Genomic DNA, 23597 nt, shown 5'->3' on the forward strand with positions numbered 1-23597 from the left:
AGATGCTGGGCTGGTTTCGCAAGCTGTTGCCGCGCGAAGATCGCTTCTTCGATCTGTTCGAACGGCATTCGCGCACCGTGGTCGGCGGCGCCGAGGCTCTCGAGCAGCTTCTCCATGGCAAGGACATCGACCGCTGGTGTCAAAAGATTATCGATCTCGAAAACGAGGCCGACGGCATCACGGCGGAAGTTCTGCTTGCCGTCAGGCGCTCCTTCATCACGCCCTTCGATCGCGGCGACATCAAGGACCTGATCCAGTCGATGGATGACGCCATCGACATGATGCACAAGACCGTCAAGACGGTGAAACTGTTCGAGGTGAGAGAATTCGACCCCTTGATGCAGGAGATGGGCGACGTCATCGTCCAGGCGGCTCGATTGGTCGCGGAGGCCATCCCGCTGCTCGGCAAGGTCGGCGCCAATGCCGTACGCCTCAATGCCATCGCCGAGGAGGTCATGCACGTCGAGGGCCGCGCCGATGACCTGCACGAGCAGGGCCTCAAGGATCTGTTCAGGCGGCATGGCCGCAGCGACGCCATGGCTTATCTGATCGGCAGCGAGATTTATGGGCAACTGGAGAAGGTGGTCGATCGTTTCGAGGACGTCGCCAACGAGATCAGCGGCATCGTGATCGAGAACGTTTAGGCGATGGACGCCACGATCGCCTTTCCCCTGCTGGTCGGCCTTGTCGCCGTGGCGCTGTTCTTCGATTTCCTCAACGGGCTGCACGACGCCGCCAATTCGATCGCGACCATCGTCTCCACCCGCGTGCTCAGGCCGCATTACGCGGTGTTCTGGGCGGCTTTCTTCAACTTCATCGCCTTCCTGTTCTTCGGCTTGCATGTCGCCGAGACGGTGGGAAAAGGCATCGTCGACGCCAGCATCGTCACGCCGGCGGTGATTTTCGCCGCGCTTGTCGGCGCCATCGTCTGGAACATCGTCACCTGGGTCGCCGGCATTCCGTCGAGCAGCTCGCACGCGCTGATCGGCGGGCTGGTCGGCGCCGGCGTTGCCAAGGCCGGAACCGGCGCCATCGTCTGGTCAGGGCTCGGCAAGACGGTCGCGGCCATCGTGCTCTCCCCGGCGACCGGATTCGTGCTGGCGCTTGTCCTTATTCTCCTCGTGTCGTGGCTGTTCGTGCTGCAGACACCGTTCGCGGTCGACAATACGTTTCGCGTCCTGCAGTTCTTTTCCGCCTCGCTTTATTCGCTGGGGCATGGCGGCAACGACGCGCAGAAGACCATGGGCATCATCGCCGTGCTGCTCTATTCGCAAGGCGCGCTCGGCCAGACTTTCTACGTGCCGCTCTGGGTGGTCCTCACTTGCCAGTCGGCGCTGGCGCTGGGCACGCTGTTCGGCGGCTGGCGCATCGTCCACACGATGGGATCGAAGATCACGCGGCTGAACCCAATGCAGGGGTTTTGCGCCGAGACCGGCGGCGCGATCACGCTTTTCGCCGCCACCTGGCTCGGTGTCCCGGTCTCGACCACCCACACCATCACCGGCTCTATCATCGGCGTGGGTGCCGCCCGCCGCGTCTCCGCCGTGCGCTGGGGCATCGCCGGCAACATCGTCGTCGCTTGGGTGATCACCTTGCCTGCGACAGCGGCGATTTCCGCGCTCACCTATCTCGCTACCCGCTTGGCCGGATGATACGACCGGATCCCGAGCGCGGGACTATTTACCCACCAGGTTCAGGATGTTGCCGTCGGGATCCTTGAACCAGGCGACTTTCATGCCGTGACCGACGTGGACGTCGCCCTCGAGCGACAGCCCAGGCATATCGTAATGTTCGAAGGTAACGCCCTTCGAGCGCAGCGACTTGACGATCGCATCGATCCGGTCGTCGACCGCCCAGGTTACGGCCGTCGCCTTGTTGGTGCCGGCGAACTGCGAACGATAGACGTTGATGAGTGTGTCGCCGCTTTTGTAGACGATCAGCTCGCCGCCCATGCCATCGACTTGGCTGAGGCCGAGCGTGCCTTCGTAGAACGCCTTGGCCTTCTCCAGGTCCTTCACCGCGAGATTGGCTGTCGCATTGCTGTTTTCGAGCATCGCCGTCTCCTTCTCCGGTTGTCGTGCCGACGCGTGATCGAACCGAAATAGCGCAAGCGGCCTGTTTGGCCATGGCCGAGGTCGAACCCGATCCTTGATTCCGCTCCGCGCTTGGCAAATCCGACACCATCCGTCGCTTTCCGGAGCACGCATGGCCAACCATTTGCGCCACGGCTTGGTTCTGCCGGGAAACTGCACTATCTGGAACGCCAAAGCTCGAGGAAAGACCATGGCCGTCACCAAAGAAATTGTCATAGAGCGGCTGAAGACGGTCAACGGGCCGGACTTTACCGGCAACATCGTCGACCTCGGCATGGTCTCCGAGATATTCATCGCCGATTCCAAGGTGTTCTTCTCGATCACGGTTCCCGCCGCCCGCGCCCAGGAGCTCGAGCCGTTGCGCGCCGCCGCCGAGCGCGCGGTGAAGGCAATTCCCGGCGTCGCCAGCGCCGTCGTCGCGCTTACCGCGGAGAAGAAGGGCGGCGGCATGGAAGCGCCGGTCCAGCCGCGCCCGGCTGCCGCGCAGCCTGTCGCTCCGCCGCCGGCGCCCCAGCGTCCCGCGCCGCAGGCGCCGGCTTCGCGAAGCCATGGCAAGCGCGGCGTGCCCGGCATCGACGCCATCATCGCGGTTGCTTCCGGCAAGGGCGGCGTCGGCAAATCGACCACCGCGGTCAACCTGGCGCTCGGCCTTGCCGCCAACGGGTTGAAGGTCGGCGTGCTCGACGCCGACATCTATGGCCCGTCGATGCCGCGGCTGCTCGACATCCATGGCCGGCCGCAGACCGTCGACGGCAAGGTGCTGAAGCCGATGCAGAATTACGGCCTCAAGGTGATGTCGATGGGCTTCCTCGTCGATGAGGAGACGCCGATGATCTGGCGCGGTCCGATGGTGATGTCGGCGCTGACCCAAATGCTGCGTGAAGTCGAGTGGGGATCGCTCGACGTGCTGGTCGTCGACATGCCGCCCGGCACCGGCGATGCCCAGCTGACCATGGCCCAGCAGGTGCCGCTCGCTGGTGCCGTCATCGTCTCGACGCCGCAGGATCTGGCGCTGATCGACGCCCGCAAGGGCCTCAACATGTTCAAGAAGGTCGACGTGCCGCTGCTCGGCATCGTCGAGAACATGAGCTATTTCCTCGCCCCGGATACCGGCAAGCGCTACGACATTTTCGGCCATGGCGGCGCGCGCCGCGAGGCCGAACGCCTTGGCGTCACCTTCCTCGGCGAAGTGCCGCTGGAGATGGGCATTCGCGAAAGCTCGGACGCGGGCGCGCCGGTGGTGGTCTCCAAGCCGGACGGCGCCGAGGCGAAGATCTATCGCGACATCGCAAGCAAGGTCTGGGAGCGCGTCCAGGAAGAGCGCGGCGCGGCGGAGGCGGCGCCGACAATCGTCTTCGAATAACGCGGATAGCCCACCCCCTTGAGCGGAGGGTAGCCAGACGAAGTCCGGTCGGGAGGGGTCGCCTCAACCGCCTCAACCTGATCCGAGCTGTCTCGGACCTATGAAGAAATCGCGCCGAGCGCTTCATCACGGACCCGCCCGACCCTTTGGGCCACTCAAGGGAAGGGGTTAACCCAGCTTCTCCGCAAACGTCGAGAAGAACTGCCCGGCCAGCTTCTTCGATGTCGATTCGATCAATCGGCTGCCGAGCTGGGCGATCTTGCCGCCGACCTCCGCCTTGGCAGCGTATTTGAGCACCGTGGCCTCCGGTCCGTCAGCGGTCAGCGTCACATCGGCGCCGCCCTTGGCGAAGCCGGCAATGCCGCCCTTACCTTCGCCCTGGATGGTATAGGAGTGCGGCGGCTTGAGGTTCTTCAGCGTCACGGCGCCGTTGAAGGTCGCCTTGATCGGCCCGATCTTCAGCACCACCGTCGCCGCCATCTCGGTGTCCGAATTCTTCTCCAGGCTCTGGCAGCCGGGAATTGCGTCTTTCAGGATCTCCGGGTCGTTGAGGGCTTCCCACACTTTCGCGACGGGTGCGGCGATGTGCTCCTCGCCTTCGATCACCAAAGCCATCAAGACCTCCCGGATTGCTGTTGTCGATTGGTCGTAGCGCGCGGCCCGAAACAAGTCTATCGCACCAAAGTCCGGGTCGCGGCGCGCCTGCCTCTTGCCTGCATGAACGCATTGTCATATCGATTTGTCATACAAATACGGAGACCACCATGGCAGGCGCCCCCACCAAGAAGAAGAAATTTCGCTCGCAGGAGTGGTTCGACAATCCCGACAATCCGGGCATGACGGCGCTGTATCTCGAGCGCTATCTGAATTACGGCCTGACGCGCGCCGAGCTGATGTCGGGCAAGCCGCTGATCGGTATCGCACAGACCGGTTCCGACCTTTCGCCCTGCAACCGGCATCACCTCGAGCTTGCCAAGCGCGTGCGCGAAGGCATCGTCTCGATGGGCGGCATTCCGTTCGAGTTCCCGTGCCACCCGATCCAGGAAACCGGCAAGCGTCCCACCGCCGCGCTCGACCGCAACCTTGCCTATCTCAGTCTCGTCGAGGTGCTCTACGGTTATCCTCTCGACGGCGTCGTGCTCACCATCGGCTGCGACAAGACCACGCCGGCGCTGCTGATGGCGGCCGCTACCGTCAACATTCCCGCCATCGCGCTGTCGGTCGGCCCGATGCTGAACGGCTGGCACAAGGGCAAGCGCACCGGTTCCGGCACCATCGTCTGGGAATCGCGCCAGCGCCTTTCGGCCGGCGAGATCGGCTATGACGAGTTCATGGACATCGTCGCCTCGTCGGCGCCGTCGACCGGCTATTGCAACACCATGGGCACCGCCACCACCATGAACTCGCTGGCCGAAGCGCTCGGCATGCAACTGCCTGGCTCGGCCGCCATCCCCGCGCCCTATCGCGAGCGCGGCCAGATCGCCTACGAGACCGGCAAGCGCATCGTCGACATGGTGCATGAGGACCTGAAGCCGTCCGACATCATGACCCGCGAGGCCTTCGAGAACGCCATCGTCGTCAATTCGGCCATAGGCGGCTCCACCAACGCGCCGATCCATCTCAATGCGATTGCCCGCCATCTCGGCGTGCCGCTCGACAATGACGACTGGCAGAAGATCGGCCTCGATATCCCGCTCCTCGTCAACCTGCAGCCGACGGGCGAGTATCTCGGCGAGGATTATCACCACGCCGGCGGCGTGCCGGCGGTCGTCGCCGAATTGATGAAGGGCGGCCTGTTGCCGCATCCCGATGCCGTCACCGTCAACGGCAGGTCGATGGGCGACAATTGCAGGGATGCCGTCAACGAGAACCACGATGTCATCCGCAGCGCCGACAAGCCGCTCAAGGCCAATGCAGGCTTCATCAATCTCAAGGGCAATCTGTTCGATTCCGCGATCATGAAGACCAGCGGCATCTCGCCCGAATTCCGCCAGCGCTATCTCTCCAATCCGAACGACCCCGAGGCTTTCGAAGGCAACGCCATGGTCTTCGACGGCCCGGAGGATTATCACGCCCGTATCGACGACCCGGCGCAGGGCATCGACGAGCACACGATCCTGTTCATGCGCGGCGCCGGTCCGGTCGGCTATCCGGGCGGCGCCGAGGTCGTCAACATGCAGCCGCCGGCCCATCTCATCAAGAAGGGCATCCATGCGCTGGCCTGCATCGGCGACGGCCGTCAGTCCGGCACCTCTGGTTCGCCGTCGATCCTCAACGCCTCGCCGGAAGCCGCCATCGGCGGCGGCCTTGCGCTGCTCAAGACCGGCGACCGCGTGCGCATCGACCTCAGGAAGGGCACGGCCAACATCCTCGTCAGCGACGAGGAGATCGCCAAGCGGCGTGCGGCGCTGCAGGGCGATGGCGGCTATCACTACCCCAAGCACCAGACGCCCTGGCAGGAGATCCAGCGCGGCATGGTCGACCAGTTCTCGGCCGGCATGGTGCTGAAGCCGGCGGTGAAGTATCAGGACGTCGCCCATACCAGCGGCGTGCCGCGCGACAATCACTGAACGTGTTCGACTCAGGCAGGGCGGCTTGCGGACAGCGGGCCGCCCTTTCTCATGCCTTGTTTCGGCTCCCCGGCGTCCACAGATAAGCTCGATCTCGGCAGGCTTGCGAAGGAGAGAGACCATCGTGGCGAAACGGCGTTCTTCCCTTGGCTTCCTCGGCATGTTCGGCCGCTCGGGCGACCTGCGCCAGCTCGACGACGCGCTGCGCGCGGCCGACCTGCATCCCGCCCTGGTTCCCGAGGGCGTAAAGCTCACCATCGTCAATCTGATGAACGACCGCTGGCCGGCCGAGCCGCCGGCGGACGCCTATGCGTCGGTGGCGCAGCTCTGTGGTTATTGCGTCGCCGGGCCGGATGTGTTCGAGCAGGCCAATGGCCGTGAGCCGACATTGGCGGTCGAGCGCCGCATCGAGGCGGCATTGGAGACCGGCGACAGCTTCGACGCGCAGATCGTGCTGATGACGCTGCACGCCAAGCTGATCAACGCCGAGGTCGTCGAGCGCTACGGGCTGAGTGCCGAGTAGGATGCGCTGAGATTCAGGTCAAGCCGAGTCGAAAACGGTGCTTTCCGAGAACCGGAGCGGAGCGTACTTAAAGTACGTGAGCACCGGAAGCGCAGGAAGGTGCCGTTTGCAGACCGGCCTCACCTGAATATCAGGGTATCCTAGCCGCCCATCTTGTTGCGCGGCAACTTGATCATCTCGCCGAAGCGGGCGCGCAGCTTGTCGTCGAGCACGCGCGAGACGTGGCGCGGGAAACGCTCGGCAAGCACCCGTTTCTTCTCCGCGATGGCCCGCGACAGGATGTCGGGCCGGCCCTTTTCGTTCCATTCCTTGGGCGAGAAACGGTCGCCGACGGCGGGATAGAAATACTCGGTCTGCATCAGCTTCAACGTCTGCTCGTTGCCGAGATAGTGCCCGGGACCCTTGAGGCAGACATCGGTGATGGTGTCGATCGACAGTGCGTCTTCGGTCACCTCGATGCCGCGCACGCAGCGCAGGCAATGTCCGAGCATGTCGTTGTCGATGATCAGGCTTTCGAGGCAGAAGCCGAGCAGCGAGGCGTGCATACCGGCCGATTCATAGACCAGGTTCAGGCCCGCCAGCCCGGCCATGACATTGGTAATGCCCTTCTCGTAGCCGGCCTGGATGTCGGGCAGCTTGGAGTCCGACATGCCGGCGGCCGAACCGCCGGGCAGGTCGTAATATTGCGCCATCTGCGCGCAGGCGGCGGTCAGCACCGCCTGCTCCGCCGAACCGCCGGACATGGCGCCGGTCCTCAGGTCTGAGACGAACGGCCAGGTGCCGAAGATCGCCGGATGTCCGGGCTTGATGGCGTTGACGTAGACCAGGCCCATCAGCACTTCCGCCACCGCCTGCACGACGGCCCCGGCAATCGCCGCCGGCGCCGTGGCGCCGGCCTGGCCGGCCGACAGAAGCAGGATCGGAATGCCGCCCTCGACGCAGGCTTCGAGCACGCCGCAGGCATCCTCGGCGAACTTCATCGGCGGCACGACGAAACAGTTCGAGTTCGACACGAACGGCCGCGCCCGGAAATTCTCCTCGCCGCCGGCGATCGCATAGAGCATTTCCAGCGCCGGCTTGACGTTTTCGCGCACGGTGAAGGAGGTGCCGACATGCTTGGCCGTGCCCATCACGCAGGCATAGAGCGTGTTGAAATCCATATCGAGCGGATCGGGGATGTCGCGCGGCACCATGGTGCGCTGGAAGAAATGGATGTTGTCCAGCCCATCGACGAGACGGGCGGCGTCGTAGAGATCCTGCAGCAGCGATTCGCGATATTCGCGCTTCTCGACGTCGACCAGGTGCACCGCCGCGCCCGCCGTGCCGAAATGCACGCGTTTGCCCTGGATCAGCATGTCGTGCTTCGGATCCTGGCCGCAGAGCGTGAAGTTGCGCGCCGCTCTTTTGATCGTGTCCAGCACCAGCGCGCGCGGCAGCCGGATGCGGCCGTCGTCGCCGTAGGTGCCGCCGACCCGGGTCAGCGCTTCGATGCAGGACGGGATGGCGTTGGCGAAGCCGACCGTTTCCAGCAGCGTCAGCACCGCCTCGTGGATGCGTTCGCGGTCGTTCTGGCTCAATGGCCCGTAGCTGCCGCCCTCAAGCCCCGCTCGCACCGGACGGATGTCGTCGGCTAAAGGCGCCGCCCGCATCGCGCGGCGCGCTTCGCGCCCGCCGGAACGCCGCGAACGCTGGTCCGACGACGCTTCCTGCTTCTCGAGAGCCACTGACATGGAAGCACTCCACCTTTGTCTTTATCTACGGGGCGGGACGCGGCGGTTGGTCCACCATCGGCCTGCCTCGTCCCCTTCTGGCCCCGACTATGCCGCCGCCATTGGTACAGCCTATGGGCCAATCATTCCCGTCGAATATGCCAGAGTTCTAAAGCGGCAAGGCTCTGCCCAAACGAAAAGAGCCGGCGCTATGCCGGCTCTTTTCGCGAAGTCTGTGCGATCAAGCGGCCGCGGGCCTGCGCCCGGCGGCGGTGGCGAGTTCGCGGATGCCCGGCTCGATATGCTGCAGCGAGATCGAGGAGATGCCCAAGCGCATGAAACGCGAGGGCTCTTCGCTGCGGTCGAAGAACCGGTCGCCAGGTTCGATGATGACGCTGCGCGAGGCGGCGGCTTCGGCAAGGCCGCGTGAATCGGTGCCGCGCGGCCCTTCCAGCCAGAGCGATGTGCCGCCCGCCGAGTCGGTCGAGCGCCATTCTGGCAGGAACGCGGAAATCGCATGGACCAGACGCTTGCGCCGCTCGTCAAAGGCGGCGGAAAGCCTGCGCACCAGCGCCTCGTGGTGGCCGAGCGACAGGAACAGCGCAACGGCGCGCTGGTTGTTCGCCGGCGGGTGCCTGAGCATGAAGCGGCGCAGCGCTCGAAGTTCGGCGATCAGTCCGGCAGAGGCCACGATGTAGCCAAGCCTGAGACCCGGAGCCAACGTTTTCGACATCGAGCCGACATAGACGACGCGACCCGAGCGATCGAGGCTCTTCAGCGCCTGCTGCGGCGCCTCGTCGAGCAACTGGCTGTCATAGCCGTCCTCGATGATGATCTGGTTGTTGCGGTTGGCGCGCGCCAGAAGATCCTGCCGCCGCTCCGCCGACAGCGGCACCATGGTCGGGCAGTGGTGGCTGGGCGTGACGAAGACGAAGCCGGAATCGCTGGGGATCGACGAGGTCACGATGCCCGACTGGTCGACTGGAACTGGCTGGATATCGGCGCCGGCGAGCCGGAAGATGGAACGTGCATCCGGATAACCCGGGTCTTCCATCGCCACCTTCGAGCCCTTGGTCATCAGCAGCGTGGCCAGCATATAGAGCGCATTCTGCGCGCCCAGCGTCACGATGATCTCATCCGGATTGGCGAAGATGCCGCGCCGCGGCAGAAGCCTGGCCTGGATCTGCTCGATCAGCAGCGGATCGTCGCGGTCCACCATGTCGGACGCCCAGTTGCGGATCTCGAGCACGGCCAGCGCCATGCGGTTGCACTCGCGCCATTCGGCGGTCGGGAACAGCGCCGGATCGAACTGGCCGTAGACGAACGGGTATGAGGACTTGATCCAGTTGTCGTGCTTGGCCGGCGGCGGCATGTCGCTGGCGGCGATCTGCCGGCGTGCCTTCCAGTCGATCTCGTTCTGCTGGTCGGGCGCCTTCTGGTGTGGCTTGGCGGGGGTGGCCAGCACGTCCGGATTGACGAAATGGCCGCGCCGTTCGCGCGCCACCAGGAAGCCCTGGTCGACCAGCTGCTGGAAGGCCAGCACCACCGTGCCGCGGGCAACGCCCAGTTTTTCCGCGAGAATTCGGCACGACGGCAGCGGCATCGAAGCGGCGATTTGTCGGTCGAGAATGGCCGCGACGATCGCCTGGCGGATCTGCGCCTGGAGGGTTTGACCGGATTCAGCCGAAATCCGGAACAGGCCGGACCATATGGCCGTATCATTGCGCTGTGGCATGGGAAATCATCCTCGGATGGCCAGCTGTTTTCACTTGGCTGGACCAGTCGAGTGTATGGGTGGCACAAGGGGTTGCGCCAATCAATTTTTCTGATCGCTGGGATTTATGCCAGTGATCTATTGCGTGACGCGCAGCGTCATCGCTGCCGAGCGCGATGCATCAGAAATGCGCGACGCGCAGTGTCATCGCCACGGCGTGGCGCATGCGTCATCGCCGCGCTTGAACGAATGGAAATCGCCACAATACAATGACGCGACGACACGCGCCGGAAACATCCGGCCTGTTAACATGAGACTAAAAACCCGCCAGGAGCCCGCCAGTGGATCAGTCTTCTTTCGACAAGCAACTTGCCGCTTTGCGCGACCAGCGCGCGGCGGCATCGGGCACCATGCGCGAGGCCTTCGCCGCCGACCACAAACGTTTCGAGAAATTCTCCGCCAACGATGGCGATCTTCTGCTCGACTGGTCGAAATGCGCCGTCGACGCAAATACGATGACGATGCTGGAAAGCCTCGCCGGGGCCGCCGGTCTCGAAAGCCGCCGCGCAGCCATGTTCGAAGGCAAGAAGATCAACATCACCGAGAACCGCGCCGTGCTGCACACTGCGCTGCGCAATCTGACCGGCAAGAGCGTCGTGGTCGATGGCCAGGACACCAAGGCCGATGTGATTGCCGTGCTCGACGCCATGGGCGCCTTCGCCGACGCAATCCGCTCCGGCAAGGCGGCCGGCGCCACCGGCAAGAAGATCACCGACATCGTCAACATCGGCATCGGCGGCTCGGACCTCGGCCCGGCGATGGTGACGCTTGCGCTCGCTCCCTACCATGACGGGCCGCGCGCGCATTACGTCTCCAATGTCGACGGCGCCCATATCCACGACACGCTGAAGGGCCTGTCTCCCGAGACGACCTTGTTCATCATCGCCTCCAAGACCTTCACAACGGTCGAGACGATGACCAATGCCGAGACGGCGCGCAAATGGGTGGAAAAGGCGCTCGGCAAGGAGGCGATCGGCAAGCATTTCGCCGCCGTCTCGACCGCGCTCGACCTTGTGGCGAAGTTCGGCATCGCGTCGGACCGCGTCTTCGGCTTCTGGGATTGGGTCGGCGGCCGCTATTCGGTCTGGAGCGCAATCGGCCTGCCGGTGATGATCGCCATCGGTCCGCGCAACTTCCGCGCCTTCCTCGACGGCGCGCACGAGATGGACGAACATTTCCGCTCAGCACCGGTACGGAAGAACTTGCCGGTGCTTTTGGGGCTGATCGGCTGGTGGCACCGGGTCGTCTGCAAATATCCGGCCCGCGCCGTCATCCCTTACGACCAGCGCCTGTCGCGCCTGCCGGCCTATCTGCAGCAGCTCGACATGGAATCGAACGGCAAGAGCGTCACGCTGGACGGCACCGCCGTCACCACGCCCACCGGCCCGCTGGTCTGGGGCGAGCCCGGAACCAACGGCCAGCATGCCTTCTTCCAGCTGTTGCACCAGGGCACGGACTTCATCCCGGTCGAGTTCCTTGCCGCCGCCATTGGCCATGAGCCCGACCTGAAGCACCAGCACGACCTGCTGCTAGCCAATTGCCTGGCGCAGTCCGAAGCCTTCATGAAGGGCCGCACGCTGGAAGAGGCGCGCGCGCAGATGCTGGCCAAGGGCATGAAGCCGGCCGATGTCGACAGGATCGCGCCGCACCGCGTCTTTTCGGGCAACCGGCCCTCGCTGACCATCCTTTACAGCAAGCTCGATCCGCGCACGTTGGGCCGGCTTATCGCGCTCTACGAACATCGCGTCTTCGTCGAGGGCACGCTGTTCAACATCAATTCCTTCGACCAATGGGGCGTCGAGCTCGGCAAGGAACTGGCGACGGGCCTGCTGCCTGTCGTTGAGGGCAAGGAGACTGCCGCAAACCGCGACGCCTCGACTGCCGGACTGGTGGGACACATCCACCAATTGCGCGGTGCGGAGTAACGGGATTGGCGGTCATCAAGGGAATTCTCTTCGACAAGGACGGAACGCTTGTCGATTTCAACGCAACTTGGCTCGGCATCGCCGATTTCATGGCCATGGACGCCGCCGAGGGCGATCGCTGGAAGGCCGACAGGCTGCTCGCCGCCGCCGGCTTCGATTTCGCCAGCAAGCGCTTCAAGCCCGATTCGATCTTTGCTTCCGGCTCGAATATGGATGTCGTCGAGCTCTGGTTCCCGCGCTTGTCCAACGAGGACCAGATGCTGGCCGTTTCCCGCTTTAACGAAATCACCTCGGTGCAGGGCTCGTCGATGGCGGTGGCGCTTCCCGGCGTCATCGATTCGCTGCGGGCGCTGCACAAGCGCTCTTATCGCATGGGCGTCGCCACCAATGATTCCACCAGCGGCGCCGAGAAGACGCTGGCCACGCTCGGTGTCGCGCAGCTCTTTGACGCCGCCTTCGGCTATGACGCGGTGGCCAATCCGAAGCCGGCGCCGGACACCGTCGTTGCGTTCTGCGATCTGACCGGGCTGAAGCCGGGTGAGATCGCCATGGTCGGCGACAACCGCCACGACCTCGAAATGGCGCGCGCCGGCGGCTGCGGCCTGGCGGTGGGCGTGCTGTCCGGCACCGGCACGCGCGACTCGCTGGCGCCGATGGCGGACGTCATTCTGGAATCGGTCGCCGACCTGCCGGATTTTCTCGCGACAAGGGTGAACGTGCCGGTGGGCTAACGCGGTCTGCGACAAAAGCGAACACCGCGCTGGGCCTGGGTTCGCTGCCGCCGTTTCCACCGACATCCGGCACCTGGTATTCGGCAAGCAGGCAAAGCCGTTGCCTGGGCAGCCAGGCGCGGCCCGGGTCGCCGACCAGCACATCGATGCCGGCGGCGAGGCAGCGGTCGAGGAACGGCATCATGCGCTGCCCGACTTCCTGCGCGTAAAAGACATCGCCGGCCAGCACCAGGTCGACCGCCGGCGGCGGACCGGTCGTGACATCCTCATGACATATCTGGATAGCGACGCCATTGGCTTCCGCGTTGAGGCGCAGTGCCGCGACGCCGTTGCGGTCGACCTCCGCCGCGACCACCTCATGCGCCCCAGCCTTCGCCGCGGCGATGCCGACCAACCCCGAGCCGGCGCCGAGGTCGAGCACGCGCCGTCCGGCAACGATCGAAGGTCGGTCGAGGACATGGCGCGCCAGCACCGTTCCGCCGGCCCAGGCATAGGCCCAGTAAGGCGGCTGCGGATCGTTGCCGCTTTCATCGGCATCGTCCGCTTCGAGCAGCCGCCTGAGGCCGCTGCCGGGATGCGCCAGATAGAGCCTGATCTCCGGCAGCGAGGGCACTGGCGCCAGCCTCATGTTCGCCTGGATGAACGCTGCCGGGTCGAGCTTCTCGGTCCGCTTTCGCGTCGCGTCCTCAGAACGCGCGCTCAAGCCTGTTCCCGCAGCGCGCGCCGCAGTATCTTGCCGACCGGCGTCTTCGGCAGCTCGGTGCGGAACTCGATATATCTCGGCCGCTTGTAGCCGGTCAGGTTCTCGCGGCAATAAGCCATCAGCGCCTCGATGGTCAGCGCCGGATCCTTCTTGACCACGAACAGCTTCGGCACCTCGCCCGAATGCTCGTCCGGCACGCCGATCGCGGCCACTTCCAGCACGCCGGGATGATGCGCCACCACTTCTTCCAGCTCGTTCGGATAGACGTTGAAGCCGGAGACCAGGATCATGTCCTTCTTGCGATCGACGATCTTGGTGTAGCCGCGCTCGTCCATGAAGCCCATGTCGCCGGATTTGAAGAAGCCGTCCTCGGTCATCGCCTTGGCGGTCTCGTCGGGCCGGTTCCAGTAGCCGGCCATCACCTGCGGGCCGCGAATGCAGATCTCCCCCACTTCGCCGAGCGGCACATTGTTGCCGTCGTCGTCGCGGATGGCGATTTCGGTCGAAGGCAGCGGCAGGCCGATCGTGCCGGTGAAGTCGCTGGAGCTGAACTTGTTGGCGGTGGCCACTGGCGAGGTTTCGGAAAGCCCATAACCCTCGCTCACCGGGCAGCCGGTCAGCGCCTTCCAGCGCTCGGCAACGCCCTTCTGCACCGCCATGCCGCCGCCCAGCGTCAGGATCAGCGGCTTGAAATCCAGCTTGCGGAACTCCTCATTGTTGAGCAGCGCGTTGAACAGCGTGTTGAGGCCGGGGAAGATGTGCATCGGGTATTTCGCCAGTTCCTTGACGAAGCCCGGAATGTCGCGCGGGTTGGGAATAAGCACGTTCTGCGCGCCCTGCTGCATGCCCATCAGCGCGTTCACCGTCAGCGCGAAGATGTGATAGAGCGGCAACGCGCAGATGAAGTTGAGATGCGCCGGCTTCGGCTTGATCGTGTAGGCATCCTCCACCCACAGCGAATTCTGCGCGACGTTCGAAAGCACATTGCGATGCAGCAGCGTCGCGCCCTTCGAGATGCCGGTCGTGCCGCCCGTATATTGCAGGAAGGCGATATCGTCGCTCGACACCGCCGGCGGCTTGAAGGCGATGGTCGCGCCGGTCTTGAGCACGGCGTTGAATTTGACGTGGCCGGGCAGCGACCATGCCGGAACCATCTTTTTCACCCGCCGCACGACGAGGTTGACGATGGCGCCTTTGAGCCCGCCCAGCATGTCGCCCATGGCCGCGACGATAACGAGCTTCACCGGCGTCCTCGCGATCACCGCCTGCAGCGTTCCGGCGAAGTTTTCCAGGATAACGATCGCCTGCGCGCCGGAATCCCTCAACTGGTGTTCCAGTTCGCGCGGCGTGTAGAGCGGGTTGACGTTCACCACCGTGTAGCCGGCGCGAAGCACCGCCATCATCGCCACCGGATATTGCAGCACGTTTGGCATCATCAGCGCCACGCGCGCACCCTTCTCCAGGCCTCTCGCCTGCAGGTAGGCGCCGAAGGCGGCCGAGAGCCGCTCGAGCTCGGCATAGGTGATCGACTTGCCCATGCACACGAAGGCCGGCCGCGCGGCGAATTGCTTGCAGGCGCCGACAAGGAAGTCGCCGATGGACTTGTAGGGCAGGGCGCCGATCTCGGCCGGCATGTTCTTCGGATAGCTCCTCAGCCACGGCTTTTCCGGCAGGCCGACAGTGAGTTCGGTGATCTCTTTCGGCAGGGCCTTCGAGGCAGGCTTGGCGGCGCTCGCCGTTGGCGCCGTTGTCGCGGTTGCCGGCTTGGCGGCCGTTGCTTTTCCGGTTGCCGGTTTGCTGGCTTTTGCGGCTGCCGACTTGTCGGCTTTTGCGGTCGCTGCCTTGATCGCGGGCTTGGCGGCGGCCGGCTTCGCGGGCGCCGCTTTTGCGGCTGCTTTGGGCTTCGGCACGGCGGCCTTGGCCGTCTCGGGCGCATCGCTTTCGGCGGCGGCCTTGGCCTTTGCTTTCGCCGGGGCTGTCGTCTTGGCTGCTTTTGCCACCTGTCTCTCCCTGTCGCCTTCGATCTGGGGCGCCCGCTTCCAGGGAAGCGTCCTCCACGCCTGTCGCGGTTTTCCCCGGGAAAATCCCGCCCGCCATCTATGTATTGCCTCTATCGGCGGCCGTGCAAGCCTTGCCCCTGCGGCAAGCCGGGGAAAGATTTGCCGTCGAAATCCTCGTGGTTGGAGGGCCTCCCGCATCGTGCCGGGGCGGCCGGCCGAGCCGAGTGGTCATACCGCATGCGCCGGTTCCGAAAGGCGGCCGATCAATAAAAAAATGCCGTCGTTAATAATGTCGTGAGCAGAAAAAACTACTCATTTTTTCTACTGCGGGAGCAAAAACTAGATTCTTTTCCTGCTTCCCATGGGGTACGCAAACGAGGTGTTCCAAAGGCGAAGAAACGGTGCTTATATGCGCCCTTCGCGAGCCTGATAGAGGGGCTTGGGAGAACATCAGGGAGTGCTCAATGAAAAAGACAATGACTTTTGCAGCCGCGTTGCTGGCTGCAAGCGTCCTCAGCGGCATGGCCAGTGCTAAGACGCTCGTTTATTGCTCCGAAGCGTCGCCGGCCAATTTCGATCCCGGTACGACGACCGGCGGCAACGACTTCGACGCGTCTTCGCGCACGGTCTATTCGCGCCTGGTCGAATTCAAGCATGGCGGCACCGAGGTCGAGCCCGGCCTCGCCGACAAGTGGGAAATTTCCGACGATGGCCTGGTCTATACTTTCCATCTGCATCCGGGTGTGAAGTTCCAGACCACCGACTATTTCAAGCCGACGCGCGACCTCAACGCCGACGACGTCGTCTTCTCCTTCGATCGCCAGTTCAACAAGCAGAATCCGTGGAACGGCGACAAGTATCTGCCCAACCTCACCTGGGACTATTACACCGGCATGGACATGCCGAAATATGTCGCCAAGTGGGAGAAGGTCGACGACCTCACCGTCAAGCTGACGCTGACCGAGCCGAACGCGCCGATGTTGGCCAATCTCGGCATGGACTTCGCCTCGATCGTGTCGAAGGAATATGCCGACCAGCTCCAGAAGGACGGCAAGATGGCCGACTTCTCGACCAAGCCGATCGGCACCGGTCCGTTCCAGTTCGTCGACTACCAGCTGGATTCGGTCATCCGCTACGCGGCCAACCCCGACTATTTCAAGGGCAAGGAAAAGATCGACGATCTGGTCTTCGCCATCACGCCTGACGCGACCGCCCGCATCCAGAAGGTGCTGGCCGGCGAATGCGACATCGCGCCCTATCCGAACCCGGCCGACATCGCCACCATCAAGGCCAACAAGGACGTGACCCTGATGGATCAGGCCGGCCTGAACATCGGCTATATGAGCTACAACACCACGATCCCGCCGCTCGACAAGCCGGAAGTGCGCCATGCGCTCAACCAGGCGATCGACCGGGAAGCCCTGATCAAGTCGCTGTTCCAGGATGCCGGCGCCACGCCGGCCGAAAACCTGATCCCGCCGACCATGTGGTCTTGGAACAAGGACGTGAAGACCGACGCCTACAATCCGGAAGCGGCCAAGAAGGTGCTGGCCGATGCCGGCCTGAAGGAAATCCAGCTCTGGGCCGCCGACCGCGTCCGTCCGTACAACCCGAACTTCCAGCGCGCCGCCGAGCTGATCCAGGCCGACTGGGCCAAGGTCGGCGTCAAGGCGAACATCGTCAACTACGAGTGGACGAAGTATCGTGAGGAAGGCAAGAAGAAGGACCGTCCCGGCGCCTTCCAGATCGGCTGGACCGGCGACAATGGCGATCCGGACAACTTCTTCGCCACCCTCTTCGCCTGCTCCGCCATCGGTGTGTCGAACTACTCGAGCTGGTGCGATAAGGACTTCGAGGACCTGATCCAGAAGGCCAAGAAGACCAGCGACCAGGCCGAGCGCACCAAGCTCTATGAGCAGGCGCAGGTGATCTTCGCTAAGCAAGCGCCCGCTTTCCTGCTGGCGCACAGCCAGGTTTACGCGGTCGTTCGCAACAATGTCAGCGGCTTCAAGATGGATCCGCTCGGCATTCATCGCTTCGACGGCGTTGACAAGGCCGAATAATATTGCGAACGGGGCGGCGCAATTCCTGCGCCGCCCCATTCCATTTGACGATGCTCAGATATCTTCTCAACAAAGTCGCCCTCCTGATCCCGACCCTGGTCGGCATCACCATCTGCGCCTTCGCGTTTGTCCGGCTGCTGCCCGGCGACCCGATCCTCGCCATGGCCGGCGAGCACGGCGTGACCCCCGCCCGCTACGAAGAGCTCAAGCAACAGTTCGGCTACAACCTGCCGATCTGGGAGCAGTATGCGCGCTATGTCGGTGAGGTCGCCACCGGCGATTTCGGCGTTTCCATTTCATCCAAGCGCCCGGTCTTCGAGGAGTTCAAGACGCTCTTCCCGGCTACGCTGGAGCTGTCTTTCTTCGCCATGATCTTCGCCATGGTGATCGGCATACCCGCCGGCATCTTCGCCGCCGTCAAGCGCGGCTCATGGTTCGATCAATCGCTGATGGGCACTGCCCTTGTCGGGTATTCGATGCCGATCTTCTGGTGGGGGCTTCTGCTCATCATCTTCTTCTCCGGCTATCTCGGCTGGACGCCGGTCTCGGGCCGCATCGGCCTGCAGTTCTTCTTAAGGCCGATCACCGGCTTCATGACCATCGACAGCCTGATTTACGGCAAGTGGGACGCGTTCCGCTCCGCGCTCAGCCATCTCGTCCTGCCGGCGATCGTGCTCGGCACCATTCCGTTGGCGGTGATCGCGCGCCAGACGCGCTCGGCCATGCTCGAGGTGCTGGGTGAGGACTATGTCCGCACCGCGCGCGCCAAGGGCCTGTCGTCCGCCCGCGTCATCGGCGTGCATGCGCTGCGCAACGCGCTGATCCCGGTCGTCACCACCATCGGCCTGCAGGTCGGCACGCTTCTCGCCGGCGCCATCCTCACCGAGACCATCTTCGCTTGGCCGGGCGTCGGCAAGTGGATGGTCGATTCCATCTTCAAGCGCGACTATGTCGTCGTTCAGTCGGGTCTGCTCTTGATCGCGCTCATCGTCATGGCGGTGAACCTCATCGTCGATGTGCTCTATGCCGTCATCAACCCGCGCATCAGGGCAGCATAAATGAGCCAGTCGACAGAAATCGCCCCGATGGCCGCCGGCAGCCCGGATCGTCTCACCGGCCTCAAGACCTTCTGGCACTATTTTTCGGTCAATCGCGGCGCCGTGATCGGCCTGTTCGTCTTCATCCTGCTGGTGCTCGCCGCGCTCTTCGCGCCGCTGCTCGCGCCCTATGCGCCCGACGTGCAGGACAAGACCGCGTTCCTGAGGCCTCCCGCCTGGCAGGACGGCGGCAGCACCCAATATCTGCTCGGCACCGACCCGGTCGGCCGCGACATCCTCTCGCGCCTGCTCTACGGCGCGCGCTTCTCGCTGCTGATCGGCGCGGTTGTGGTCACGCTGGCTCTCACCGGCGGCATCACGCTCGGTCTGCTTGCAGGCTATTTCCGCGGCTGGGTCGACGTCGCGATCATGCGCGTCATGGATCTCATCCTCGCCTTCCCGTCGCTGCTCCTTGCGCTGGTGCTGGTCACAATCCTCGGGCCCGGCCTGTTCAATGCGATGCTTGCGATATCGCTGGTGTTGCAGCCGCATTTCGCTCGCCTGGTGCGCGCCGCCGTGATGGCGGAGAAAAGCCGCGAATATGTCGTGGCGGCCAAGGTCGCCGGCGCGGGCCATCTGAGGCTCATGCTCGCCACCATCTTGCCGAACTGCCTGGCGCCGCTGATCGTCCAGGGCACGCTGTCCTTCTCCAACGCCATCCTGGAAGCCGCCGCGCTCGGCTTCCTCGGCCTCGGCGCGCAGCCGCCGACGCCGGAATGGGGCACCATGCTTGCCTCGGCGCGCGAATTCATCCTGCGCGCCTGGTGGGTGGTGACTTTCCCCGGTCTCGCCATCCTCGTCACCGTGCTTGCCATCAACCTGATCGGCGATGGCCTGCGCGACGCGCTCGATCCCAAGCTCAGGAGGTCGTGATGGCGCTGCTCGACATCCAGAATCTCGTCGTCGAATTCCAGACCGCGTCCGGTCCGTTCCGCGCCGTCGACGGCGTCTCGCTCCATGTCGACGAACGCGAGGTGCTCGCCATCGTCGGTGAATCCGGCTCCGGCAAGTCGGTGTCGATGCTGGCCGTGATGGGCTTGTTGCCGTGGACGGCGACCGTCACAGCCGACCGCATGACCTTCAACGGCCGCGACCTGCTGAAGATCAGCCCGGCCGACCGCCGCAAGATCATCGGCAAGGACATTGCCATGATCTTCCAGGAGCCGATCGCCAGCCTCAACCCTTGCTTCACCGTCGGCTTCCAGATCGAGGAAGTGCTGCGCTTTCATCTCGGCATGGACCGCGCCCAGCGGCGGGCCCGCGCCATCGAGTTGTTGAAGCAGGTCGGCATTCCGGAGCCGGCCGAGCGCCTCGACTCCTTCCCGCACCAGATGTCGGGCGGGCAGTGCCAGCGCGTCATGATCGCGATGGCGATCGCCTGCAATCCGAAGCTGTTGATCGCCGACGAGCCGACGACCGCGCTCGACGTCACCATCCAGAAGCAGATCCTCGATCTCCTGGTCTCGCTGCAGGCCAAATACGGCATGGGCCTGATCATGATCACCCACAATATGGGCGTGGTGGCGGAGACCGCCGATCGCGTCATCGTCCAGTACAAGGGCCGCAAGATGGAAGAGGCCGACGTGCTGTCGCTCTTTGAATCGCCGAAGAGCAATTATACGCGCGCGCTGCTTTCGGCGCTGCCGGAGAATGCCGTCGGCGATCGGCTGCCGACCGTCTCCGACATGCTGTTCGAGCCGGCGCCCCAAGGAGTTGATACATGACCGGAGCCGGCGCATGACCAAGGTCGTCGAAGGCAAGAACATCGTGCGCGACTACCATGTCGGCGGCGGCCTGTTCCGCGGCGCGCGCACCGTGCATGCGGTGAAGGGTGTCTCCTTCAGCGTCGAGAAGGGCAAGACGCTGGCGATCGTCGGCGAGAGCGGCTGCGGCAAGTCGACGCTCGCCCGCATCATCACGCTGATCGATCCGGCGACTTCCGGAGAGCTGTTCATCGACGGCAACAAGGTCGACATCGCCAGGGACGGTCTCTCCAAGGAGATGCGCCGCAAGGTGCAGATCGTGTTCCAGAACCCTTACGGCTCGCTCAACCCGCGCCAGAAGATCGGCGACGTTCTCGGCGAGCCGCTGCTCATCAACACCGACAAGCCGGCCGAGGAACGGCGCGACCTTGCAATGAAGATGCTGAAGAAGGTCGGCCTGGGACCGGAGCACTACAACCGCTATCCGCACATGTTCTCGGGCGGCCAGCGCCAGCGCATCGCCATTGCCCGCGCGCTGATGCTGAACCCCAGCCTTTTGGTGCTGGACGAGCCGGTCTCGGCGCTCGACCTCTCGGTGCAGGCGCAGGTGCTCAACCTGCTTGCCGACCTGCAGGACGAGTTCAAGCTGACCTATGTCTTCATCAGCCACGACCTGTCGGTGGTGCGCTACATCGCCGACGACGTGATGGTGATGTATTTTGGCGAGGCGGTCGAATACGGCCCGCGCGACGAGGTGTTCTCCGACCCCAAGCACGCCTATACCAAGACGCTGTTTGCCGCGACGCCGCGCGCCGACATCGCCAGCATCAAGGCACGGTTGGCGAAAAAGGCGGCTTAAGTTTCCTGGGCCGTCATCCTGGAGGGCGCTTAGCCATAGGTCGTCATTCTAGGGCGGAGCGCTGCGAAGCAGCGCGCAGACCCTAGAATCCATGCCGTTACCCAGGTCACAAGCGCAGCGGTGCAGAATTCTGCACCGTGAGCGGCGCTCACACGTCATGGAATGGATCCTCGGGTCTGCGCCGCGTCGCTTCGCTCCTTGCTTCGCCGTGGATGACGACGCGACGATCGTGACCGCCCCTTACTCCCGCAGCAGGAGGGCGGACCGAAGGTCCGGGCGGACTCCCGTAGCAGGAGGGCGGACCGAAGGTCCGGGCGGAACAAAGGACCTAATTCACGACAGCTTGGCGACGATCGTCCGCAGCGCTTCCCCAAACCGGTGCACTTCCTCCACCGTGTTGTAATGCACCAGCGAGGCGCGGATCGCGCCGCTGTCCATCGACAGGTTGAGCCGCTTCATCAGCCTTGGCGCGTACATGTGCCCGTCGCGGATGCCGATCTGCATGGCGGCCATCTCCTCGACGATCTTCTGAGGTGACAGCTTGCCGATGTTGAAGCAGAAGGTCGGCACGCGTTCATGCATGCGCGCCTCGTCGGCGACGCCGTAAATGGTCGCGCCGCAATCCTTCAACACCTTCATCATCTCGCGCGACAGCATCAGCTCATAGTCGCGGATGGCGTTCATGCCGGCGACGATGTTGTCGCGGCGCGAGCGGTTGTTCTCCGGCAGGAAATTGCGGCCGATCGATTCCAGATATCGCACCGCCGCGTCCATGCCGGAGACGTTCTCGTAGATGAACGTGCCGGCCTCGACCTTATAGGGCGGCTCGTCCGGAATGAAATCCTCGCGAAAGGTCGGCAGCCGCTTCAGCGTTTCGAAGCGACCCCACAGGAAACCCATATGCGGCGAGAAATTCTTGTAGCCGGAACACACGAGATAGTCGCAGCCCCAGGCCTGCACATCCATCAGTCCGTGCGGTCCGTAATGCACGCAGTCGAGGAACACTTCGGCGCCTGCCGCATGGGCGATCCTGGCCACGGCAGCGACATCGACGATCGAGCCGATCGAATGCGCCGTCACCGTGCAGGCGACGAGGCGGGTGCGGTCAGAGACGAGCGGCTCGAGGTCCTTGACGTGGAGATTGCCGTCCTCGCGCATGCGCCACCATTTGAACTTGGCGCCCGCCGGCTCGAGCGCCAGCCAGGTGGCGATGTTGGCGTCGTGGTCCATGTCGGTGACGACGATCTCGTCGCGTTCCGTGAGCATCTGGCCGATGCCGAGGCTGACCAGGCGGATGAACGATGTGGCGTTCATGCCGAAGCAGATTTCGGACGGGCTGTAGGCGTTGATCAACAGCGCCACGCTCTCACGCGCCTCGGCCACCGACTGGTCGACGGTGACGCTGCGGCCATAGCGGCCGCCGCGCTGCACATTGTGTCCGACCAAGTGATTGGTGACCGCGTCGAGCACGCTTTGCGGGATCTGCGCGCCGGCGGCATTGTCCAAGAAGATGAAATCGCCCGCGCGCTGGAGCGCAGGGAACATGGCTCGGATTTTCTGGACGGGGAACGCGCTGGCGCTGGTATTGTCGGTCTGATGCTTGTTCACGAGAGTACGCTCCTGCACAGGACTTGGAATGATGGGGTCGGTCGGGAGGTCAACGCTTCTTCTCTGTCTGGAAGCGTCGCTCGAGCAGGCTGACGAGACGGACCATCGGCCAGAGGAAGATGAGATAGACCAGCGCCGCGCCGATCAGCGGCGAGGGATTGGCGTAGAGCGACTGCGCGTTGGTCGCTTCCTTCAAGAGTTCGGGCAGCGCCACCGTCGAAGCGAGCGAGGTGTCCTTGAACATCGAGACGCAGTTGCTGGTCATCGGCGGGATGACCACGCGGATCGCTTGCGGCAGCACCACCTTGCGCAGGGTGAGCATGAACGGCAGGCCGAGCGCCTGCGCCGCTTCGAACTGTCCGCGCGGGATGCTTTCGATGCCGGAGCGGAACACTTCGGCCGAATAGGCCGACATGATGATGGCGAAAGCCGTTACGGCGGACGCCCAGGACGACAGGCGGATGCCGAGGAAGGGCAGCGCGTAATAGATCAGGATCAGCACCACCAGCACCGGCAGGGCGCGGAAGATGTCGGTGTAGCCGATGGCGAACCACCGCAGCGGCTTCGGCGCATAAAGCCGCACCAGGCTGATCACCAACCCCGCGGCAATGCCGATGACGATGCTCATCACGCCGAGCAGCAGCGTGTTGAGGAAGCCGCGCAGCAGCGCCGGCAGGCTGGACGCAATGACGTCGGGATTGAAGAAAGTGTCGATCAGCGACATGGGAGCGTTCCCGAACCGTTTTGCGCCTTGCGACGCCAAGGCCAAGCACCGAAGCCGATTTTGCCGCACCAAATGTGGCTACGGCAGGCTCATGCGTGAAAACGGGACGTGCCGGCCTTTCGAGCCGGCACGTCCCTGTTCCGTCCCGCCGC

At 64.0% G+C, this 23597-nt stretch carries 20 protein-coding genes; 12 read left to right on the forward strand and 8 right to left on the reverse strand.

The genetic code is table 11. The features are described 5' to 3' along the window. The first annotated feature begins 2 nt into the window (after nucleotides 1-2). Nucleotides 3-644, forward strand: coding sequence for a DUF47 domain-containing protein (locus F3H96_RS02345; RefSeq protein WP_149790315.1), 642 nt, complete (start codon nucleotides 3-5; stop codon nucleotides 642-644). 3 nt (nucleotides 645-647) lie between these two features. Continuing rightward, a complete protein-coding gene (locus F3H96_RS02350) occupies nucleotides 648-1652 on the forward strand; it encodes an inorganic phosphate transporter (RefSeq protein ID WP_149790316.1) in 1005 nt (334 codons plus the stop codon). Between the two features lie 24 nt (nucleotides 1653-1676). Here F3H96_RS02350 and F3H96_RS02355 read toward each other — a convergent pair whose 3' ends face one another. Next, nucleotides 1677-2054, reverse strand: coding sequence for a VOC family protein (locus tag F3H96_RS02355; RefSeq protein ID WP_149790317.1), 378 nt, complete (start codon nucleotides 2052-2054; stop codon nucleotides 1677-1679). 229 nt (nucleotides 2055-2283) lie between these two features. Between F3H96_RS02355 and F3H96_RS02360 the strand changes: the two genes are divergently transcribed. Further along, nucleotides 2284-3456 (forward strand): Mrp/NBP35 family ATP-binding protein, encoded by a 1173-nt coding sequence (locus tag F3H96_RS02360; RefSeq protein WP_149790318.1) that lies wholly within the window; start codon nucleotides 2284-2286, stop codon nucleotides 3454-3456. Nucleotides 3457-3624: 168 nt separating this feature from the next. On the opposite strand, the gene F3H96_RS02365 is transcribed toward F3H96_RS02360, so the two are convergent. Further along, nucleotides 3625-4071 carry a carbon monoxide dehydrogenase subunit G gene (locus F3H96_RS02365; protein WP_149790319.1) on the reverse strand — a complete coding sequence of 149 codons (447 nt, stop codon included), beginning with the start codon at nucleotides 4069-4071 and terminating at the stop codon, nucleotides 3625-3627. 149 nt (nucleotides 4072-4220) lie between these two features. Here F3H96_RS02365 and F3H96_RS02370 point away from each other — a divergent pair, with 149 nt between their 5' ends. Both F3H96_RS02370 and F3H96_RS02375 read left to right on the forward strand, forming a co-directional pair. Beyond that, entirely contained in the window at nucleotides 4221-6026 is a 1806-nt protein-coding gene (locus F3H96_RS02370) for an IlvD/Edd family dehydratase (protein ID WP_149790320.1), read from the forward strand. 124 nt (nucleotides 6027-6150) lie between these two features. After that, the gene (locus F3H96_RS02375; RefSeq protein ID WP_149790321.1) at nucleotides 6151-6549 is read left to right on the forward strand and encodes a hypothetical protein; all 399 of its coding nucleotides are present in this window, start codon (nucleotides 6151-6153) and stop codon (nucleotides 6547-6549) included. A gap of 140 nt (nucleotides 6550-6689) precedes the next feature. Here F3H96_RS02375 and F3H96_RS02380 read toward each other — a convergent pair whose 3' ends face one another. Beyond that, nucleotides 6690-8279: a trimethylamine methyltransferase family protein gene (locus tag F3H96_RS02380; protein ID WP_149790322.1), complete on the reverse strand. Its 1590-nt coding sequence runs from the start codon at nucleotides 8277-8279 to the stop codon at nucleotides 6690-6692. A gap of 220 nt (nucleotides 8280-8499) precedes the next feature. Beyond that, nucleotides 8500-9993 carry a PLP-dependent aminotransferase family protein gene (locus tag F3H96_RS02385; RefSeq protein WP_149790323.1) on the reverse strand — a complete coding sequence of 498 codons (1494 nt, stop codon included), beginning with the start codon at nucleotides 9991-9993 and terminating at the stop codon, nucleotides 8500-8502. A gap of 320 nt (nucleotides 9994-10313) precedes the next feature. On the opposite strand from F3H96_RS02385, the gene pgi reads away from it, so the two are divergent. After that, nucleotides 10314-11957, forward strand: a complete 1644-nt coding sequence (pgi, locus tag F3H96_RS02390) for a glucose-6-phosphate isomerase (RefSeq protein ID WP_149790324.1) — start codon at nucleotides 10314-10316, stop codon at nucleotides 11955-11957. 5 nt (nucleotides 11958-11962) lie between these two features. Further along, a complete protein-coding gene (locus F3H96_RS02395; protein ID WP_149790325.1) occupies nucleotides 11963-12688 on the forward strand; it encodes an HAD family hydrolase in 726 nt (241 codons plus the stop codon). Here the strand turns inward: F3H96_RS02395 and F3H96_RS02400 are convergent. Further along, complete coding sequence (locus tag F3H96_RS02400) at nucleotides 12621-13316, reverse strand: 50S ribosomal protein L11 methyltransferase (RefSeq protein ID WP_149790651.1); 696 nt, start codon at nucleotides 13314-13316, stop codon at nucleotides 12621-12623. The genes F3H96_RS02395 and F3H96_RS02400 overlap by 68 nt on opposite strands. A 71-nt stretch (nucleotides 13317-13387) precedes the next feature. Further along, nucleotides 13388-15391 (reverse strand): long-chain fatty acid--CoA ligase, encoded by a 2004-nt coding sequence (locus tag F3H96_RS02405; protein WP_149790326.1) that lies wholly within the window; start codon nucleotides 15389-15391, stop codon nucleotides 13388-13390. Nucleotides 15392-15855: 464 nt separating this feature from the next. Between F3H96_RS02405 and F3H96_RS02410 the strand changes: the two genes are divergently transcribed. The 5 genes from F3H96_RS02410 to F3H96_RS02430 are packed head-to-tail and all read left to right on the forward strand — an operon-like array spanning nucleotide 15856 to nucleotide 21113. Continuing rightward, entirely contained in the window at nucleotides 15856-17454 is a 1599-nt protein-coding gene (locus F3H96_RS02410; RefSeq protein ID WP_149790327.1) for an ABC transporter substrate-binding protein, read from the forward strand. A gap of 50 nt (nucleotides 17455-17504) precedes the next feature. Then, on the forward strand, nucleotides 17505-18512 hold the full coding sequence (locus F3H96_RS02415) for an ABC transporter permease subunit (RefSeq protein ID WP_149790328.1): 1008 nt from the start codon (nucleotides 17505-17507) through the stop codon (nucleotides 18510-18512). Between the two features lie 27 nt (nucleotides 18513-18539). Next, nucleotides 18540-19424, forward strand: coding sequence for an ABC transporter permease subunit (locus F3H96_RS02420; protein ID WP_244619894.1), 885 nt, complete (start codon nucleotides 18540-18542; stop codon nucleotides 19422-19424). After that, nucleotides 19424-20275: an ABC transporter ATP-binding protein gene (locus F3H96_RS02425; protein ID WP_149790330.1), complete on the forward strand. Its 852-nt coding sequence runs from the start codon at nucleotides 19424-19426 to the stop codon at nucleotides 20273-20275. The genes F3H96_RS02420 and F3H96_RS02425 overlap by 1 nt, the downstream gene beginning before the upstream one ends. 13 nt (nucleotides 20276-20288) lie before the next feature. Further along, nucleotides 20289-21113 carry a dipeptide ABC transporter ATP-binding protein gene (locus tag F3H96_RS02430; RefSeq protein ID WP_149790331.1) on the forward strand — a complete coding sequence of 275 codons (825 nt, stop codon included), beginning with the start codon at nucleotides 20289-20291 and terminating at the stop codon, nucleotides 21111-21113. Between the two features lie 333 nt (nucleotides 21114-21446). Here F3H96_RS02430 and F3H96_RS02435 read toward each other — a convergent pair whose 3' ends face one another. Both F3H96_RS02435 and F3H96_RS02440 read right to left on the reverse strand, forming a co-directional pair. Beyond that, nucleotides 21447-22721, reverse strand: a complete 1275-nt coding sequence (locus tag F3H96_RS02435) for a cysteine desulfurase-like protein (protein ID WP_149790332.1) — start codon at nucleotides 22719-22721, stop codon at nucleotides 21447-21449. A 49-nt stretch (nucleotides 22722-22770) separates the two neighbouring features. After that, the gene (locus F3H96_RS02440; RefSeq protein WP_149790333.1) at nucleotides 22771-23445 is read right to left on the reverse strand and encodes an amino acid ABC transporter permease; all 675 of its coding nucleotides are present in this window, start codon (nucleotides 23443-23445) and stop codon (nucleotides 22771-22773) included. Nucleotides 23446-23597 lie beyond the last annotated feature (152 nt).

The sequence above is a fragment of the Mesorhizobium sp. NFR06 genome (genome assembly GCF_900115245.1).
Lineage (GTDB): Bacteria > Pseudomonadota > Alphaproteobacteria > Rhizobiales > Rhizobiaceae > Mesorhizobium.

Coding starts and splice junctions, on each gene's coding strand:
- F3H96_RS02345 (WP_149790315.1), top strand. CDS start 3: ATGCTGGGCTGGTTTCGCAAGCTGTTGCCGCGCGAAGATCGCTTCTTC.
- F3H96_RS02350 (WP_149790316.1), top strand. CDS start 648: ATGGACGCCACGATCGCCTTTCCCCTGCTGGTCGGCCTTGTCGCCGTG.
- F3H96_RS02355 (WP_149790317.1), bottom strand. CDS start 2,054: ATGCTCGAAAACAGCAATGCGACAGCCAATCTCGCGGTGAAGGACCTG.
- F3H96_RS02360 (WP_149790318.1), top strand. CDS start 2,284: ATGGCCGTCACCAAAGAAATTGTCATAGAGCGGCTGAAGACGGTCAAC.
- F3H96_RS02365 (WP_149790319.1), bottom strand. CDS start 4,071: ATGGCTTTGGTGATCGAAGGCGAGGAGCACATCGCCGCACCCGTCGCG.
- F3H96_RS02370 (WP_149790320.1), top strand. CDS start 4,221: ATGGCAGGCGCCCCCACCAAGAAGAAGAAATTTCGCTCGCAGGAGTGG.
- F3H96_RS02380 (WP_149790322.1), bottom strand. CDS start 8,279: ATGTCAGTGGCTCTCGAGAAGCAGGAAGCGTCGTCGGACCAGCGTTCG.
- F3H96_RS02385 (WP_149790323.1), bottom strand. CDS start 9,993: ATGCCACAGCGCAATGATACGGCCATATGGTCCGGCCTGTTCCGGATT.
- F3H96_RS02400 (WP_149790651.1), bottom strand. CDS start 13,316: ATGAGGCTGGCGCCAGTGCCCTCGCTGCCGGAGATCAGGCTCTATCTG.
- F3H96_RS02410 (WP_149790327.1), top strand. CDS start 15,856: ATGAAAAAGACAATGACTTTTGCAGCCGCGTTGCTGGCTGCAAGCGTC.
- F3H96_RS02415 (WP_149790328.1), top strand. CDS start 17,505: ATGCTCAGATATCTTCTCAACAAAGTCGCCCTCCTGATCCCGACCCTG.
- F3H96_RS02420 (WP_244619894.1), top strand. CDS start 18,540: ATGGCCGCCGGCAGCCCGGATCGTCTCACCGGCCTCAAGACCTTCTGG.
- F3H96_RS02425 (WP_149790330.1), top strand. CDS start 19,424: ATGGCGCTGCTCGACATCCAGAATCTCGTCGTCGAATTCCAGACCGCG.
- F3H96_RS02430 (WP_149790331.1), top strand. CDS start 20,289: ATGACCAAGGTCGTCGAAGGCAAGAACATCGTGCGCGACTACCATGTC.
- F3H96_RS02440 (WP_149790333.1), bottom strand. CDS start 23,445: ATGTCGCTGATCGACACTTTCTTCAATCCCGACGTCATTGCGTCCAGC.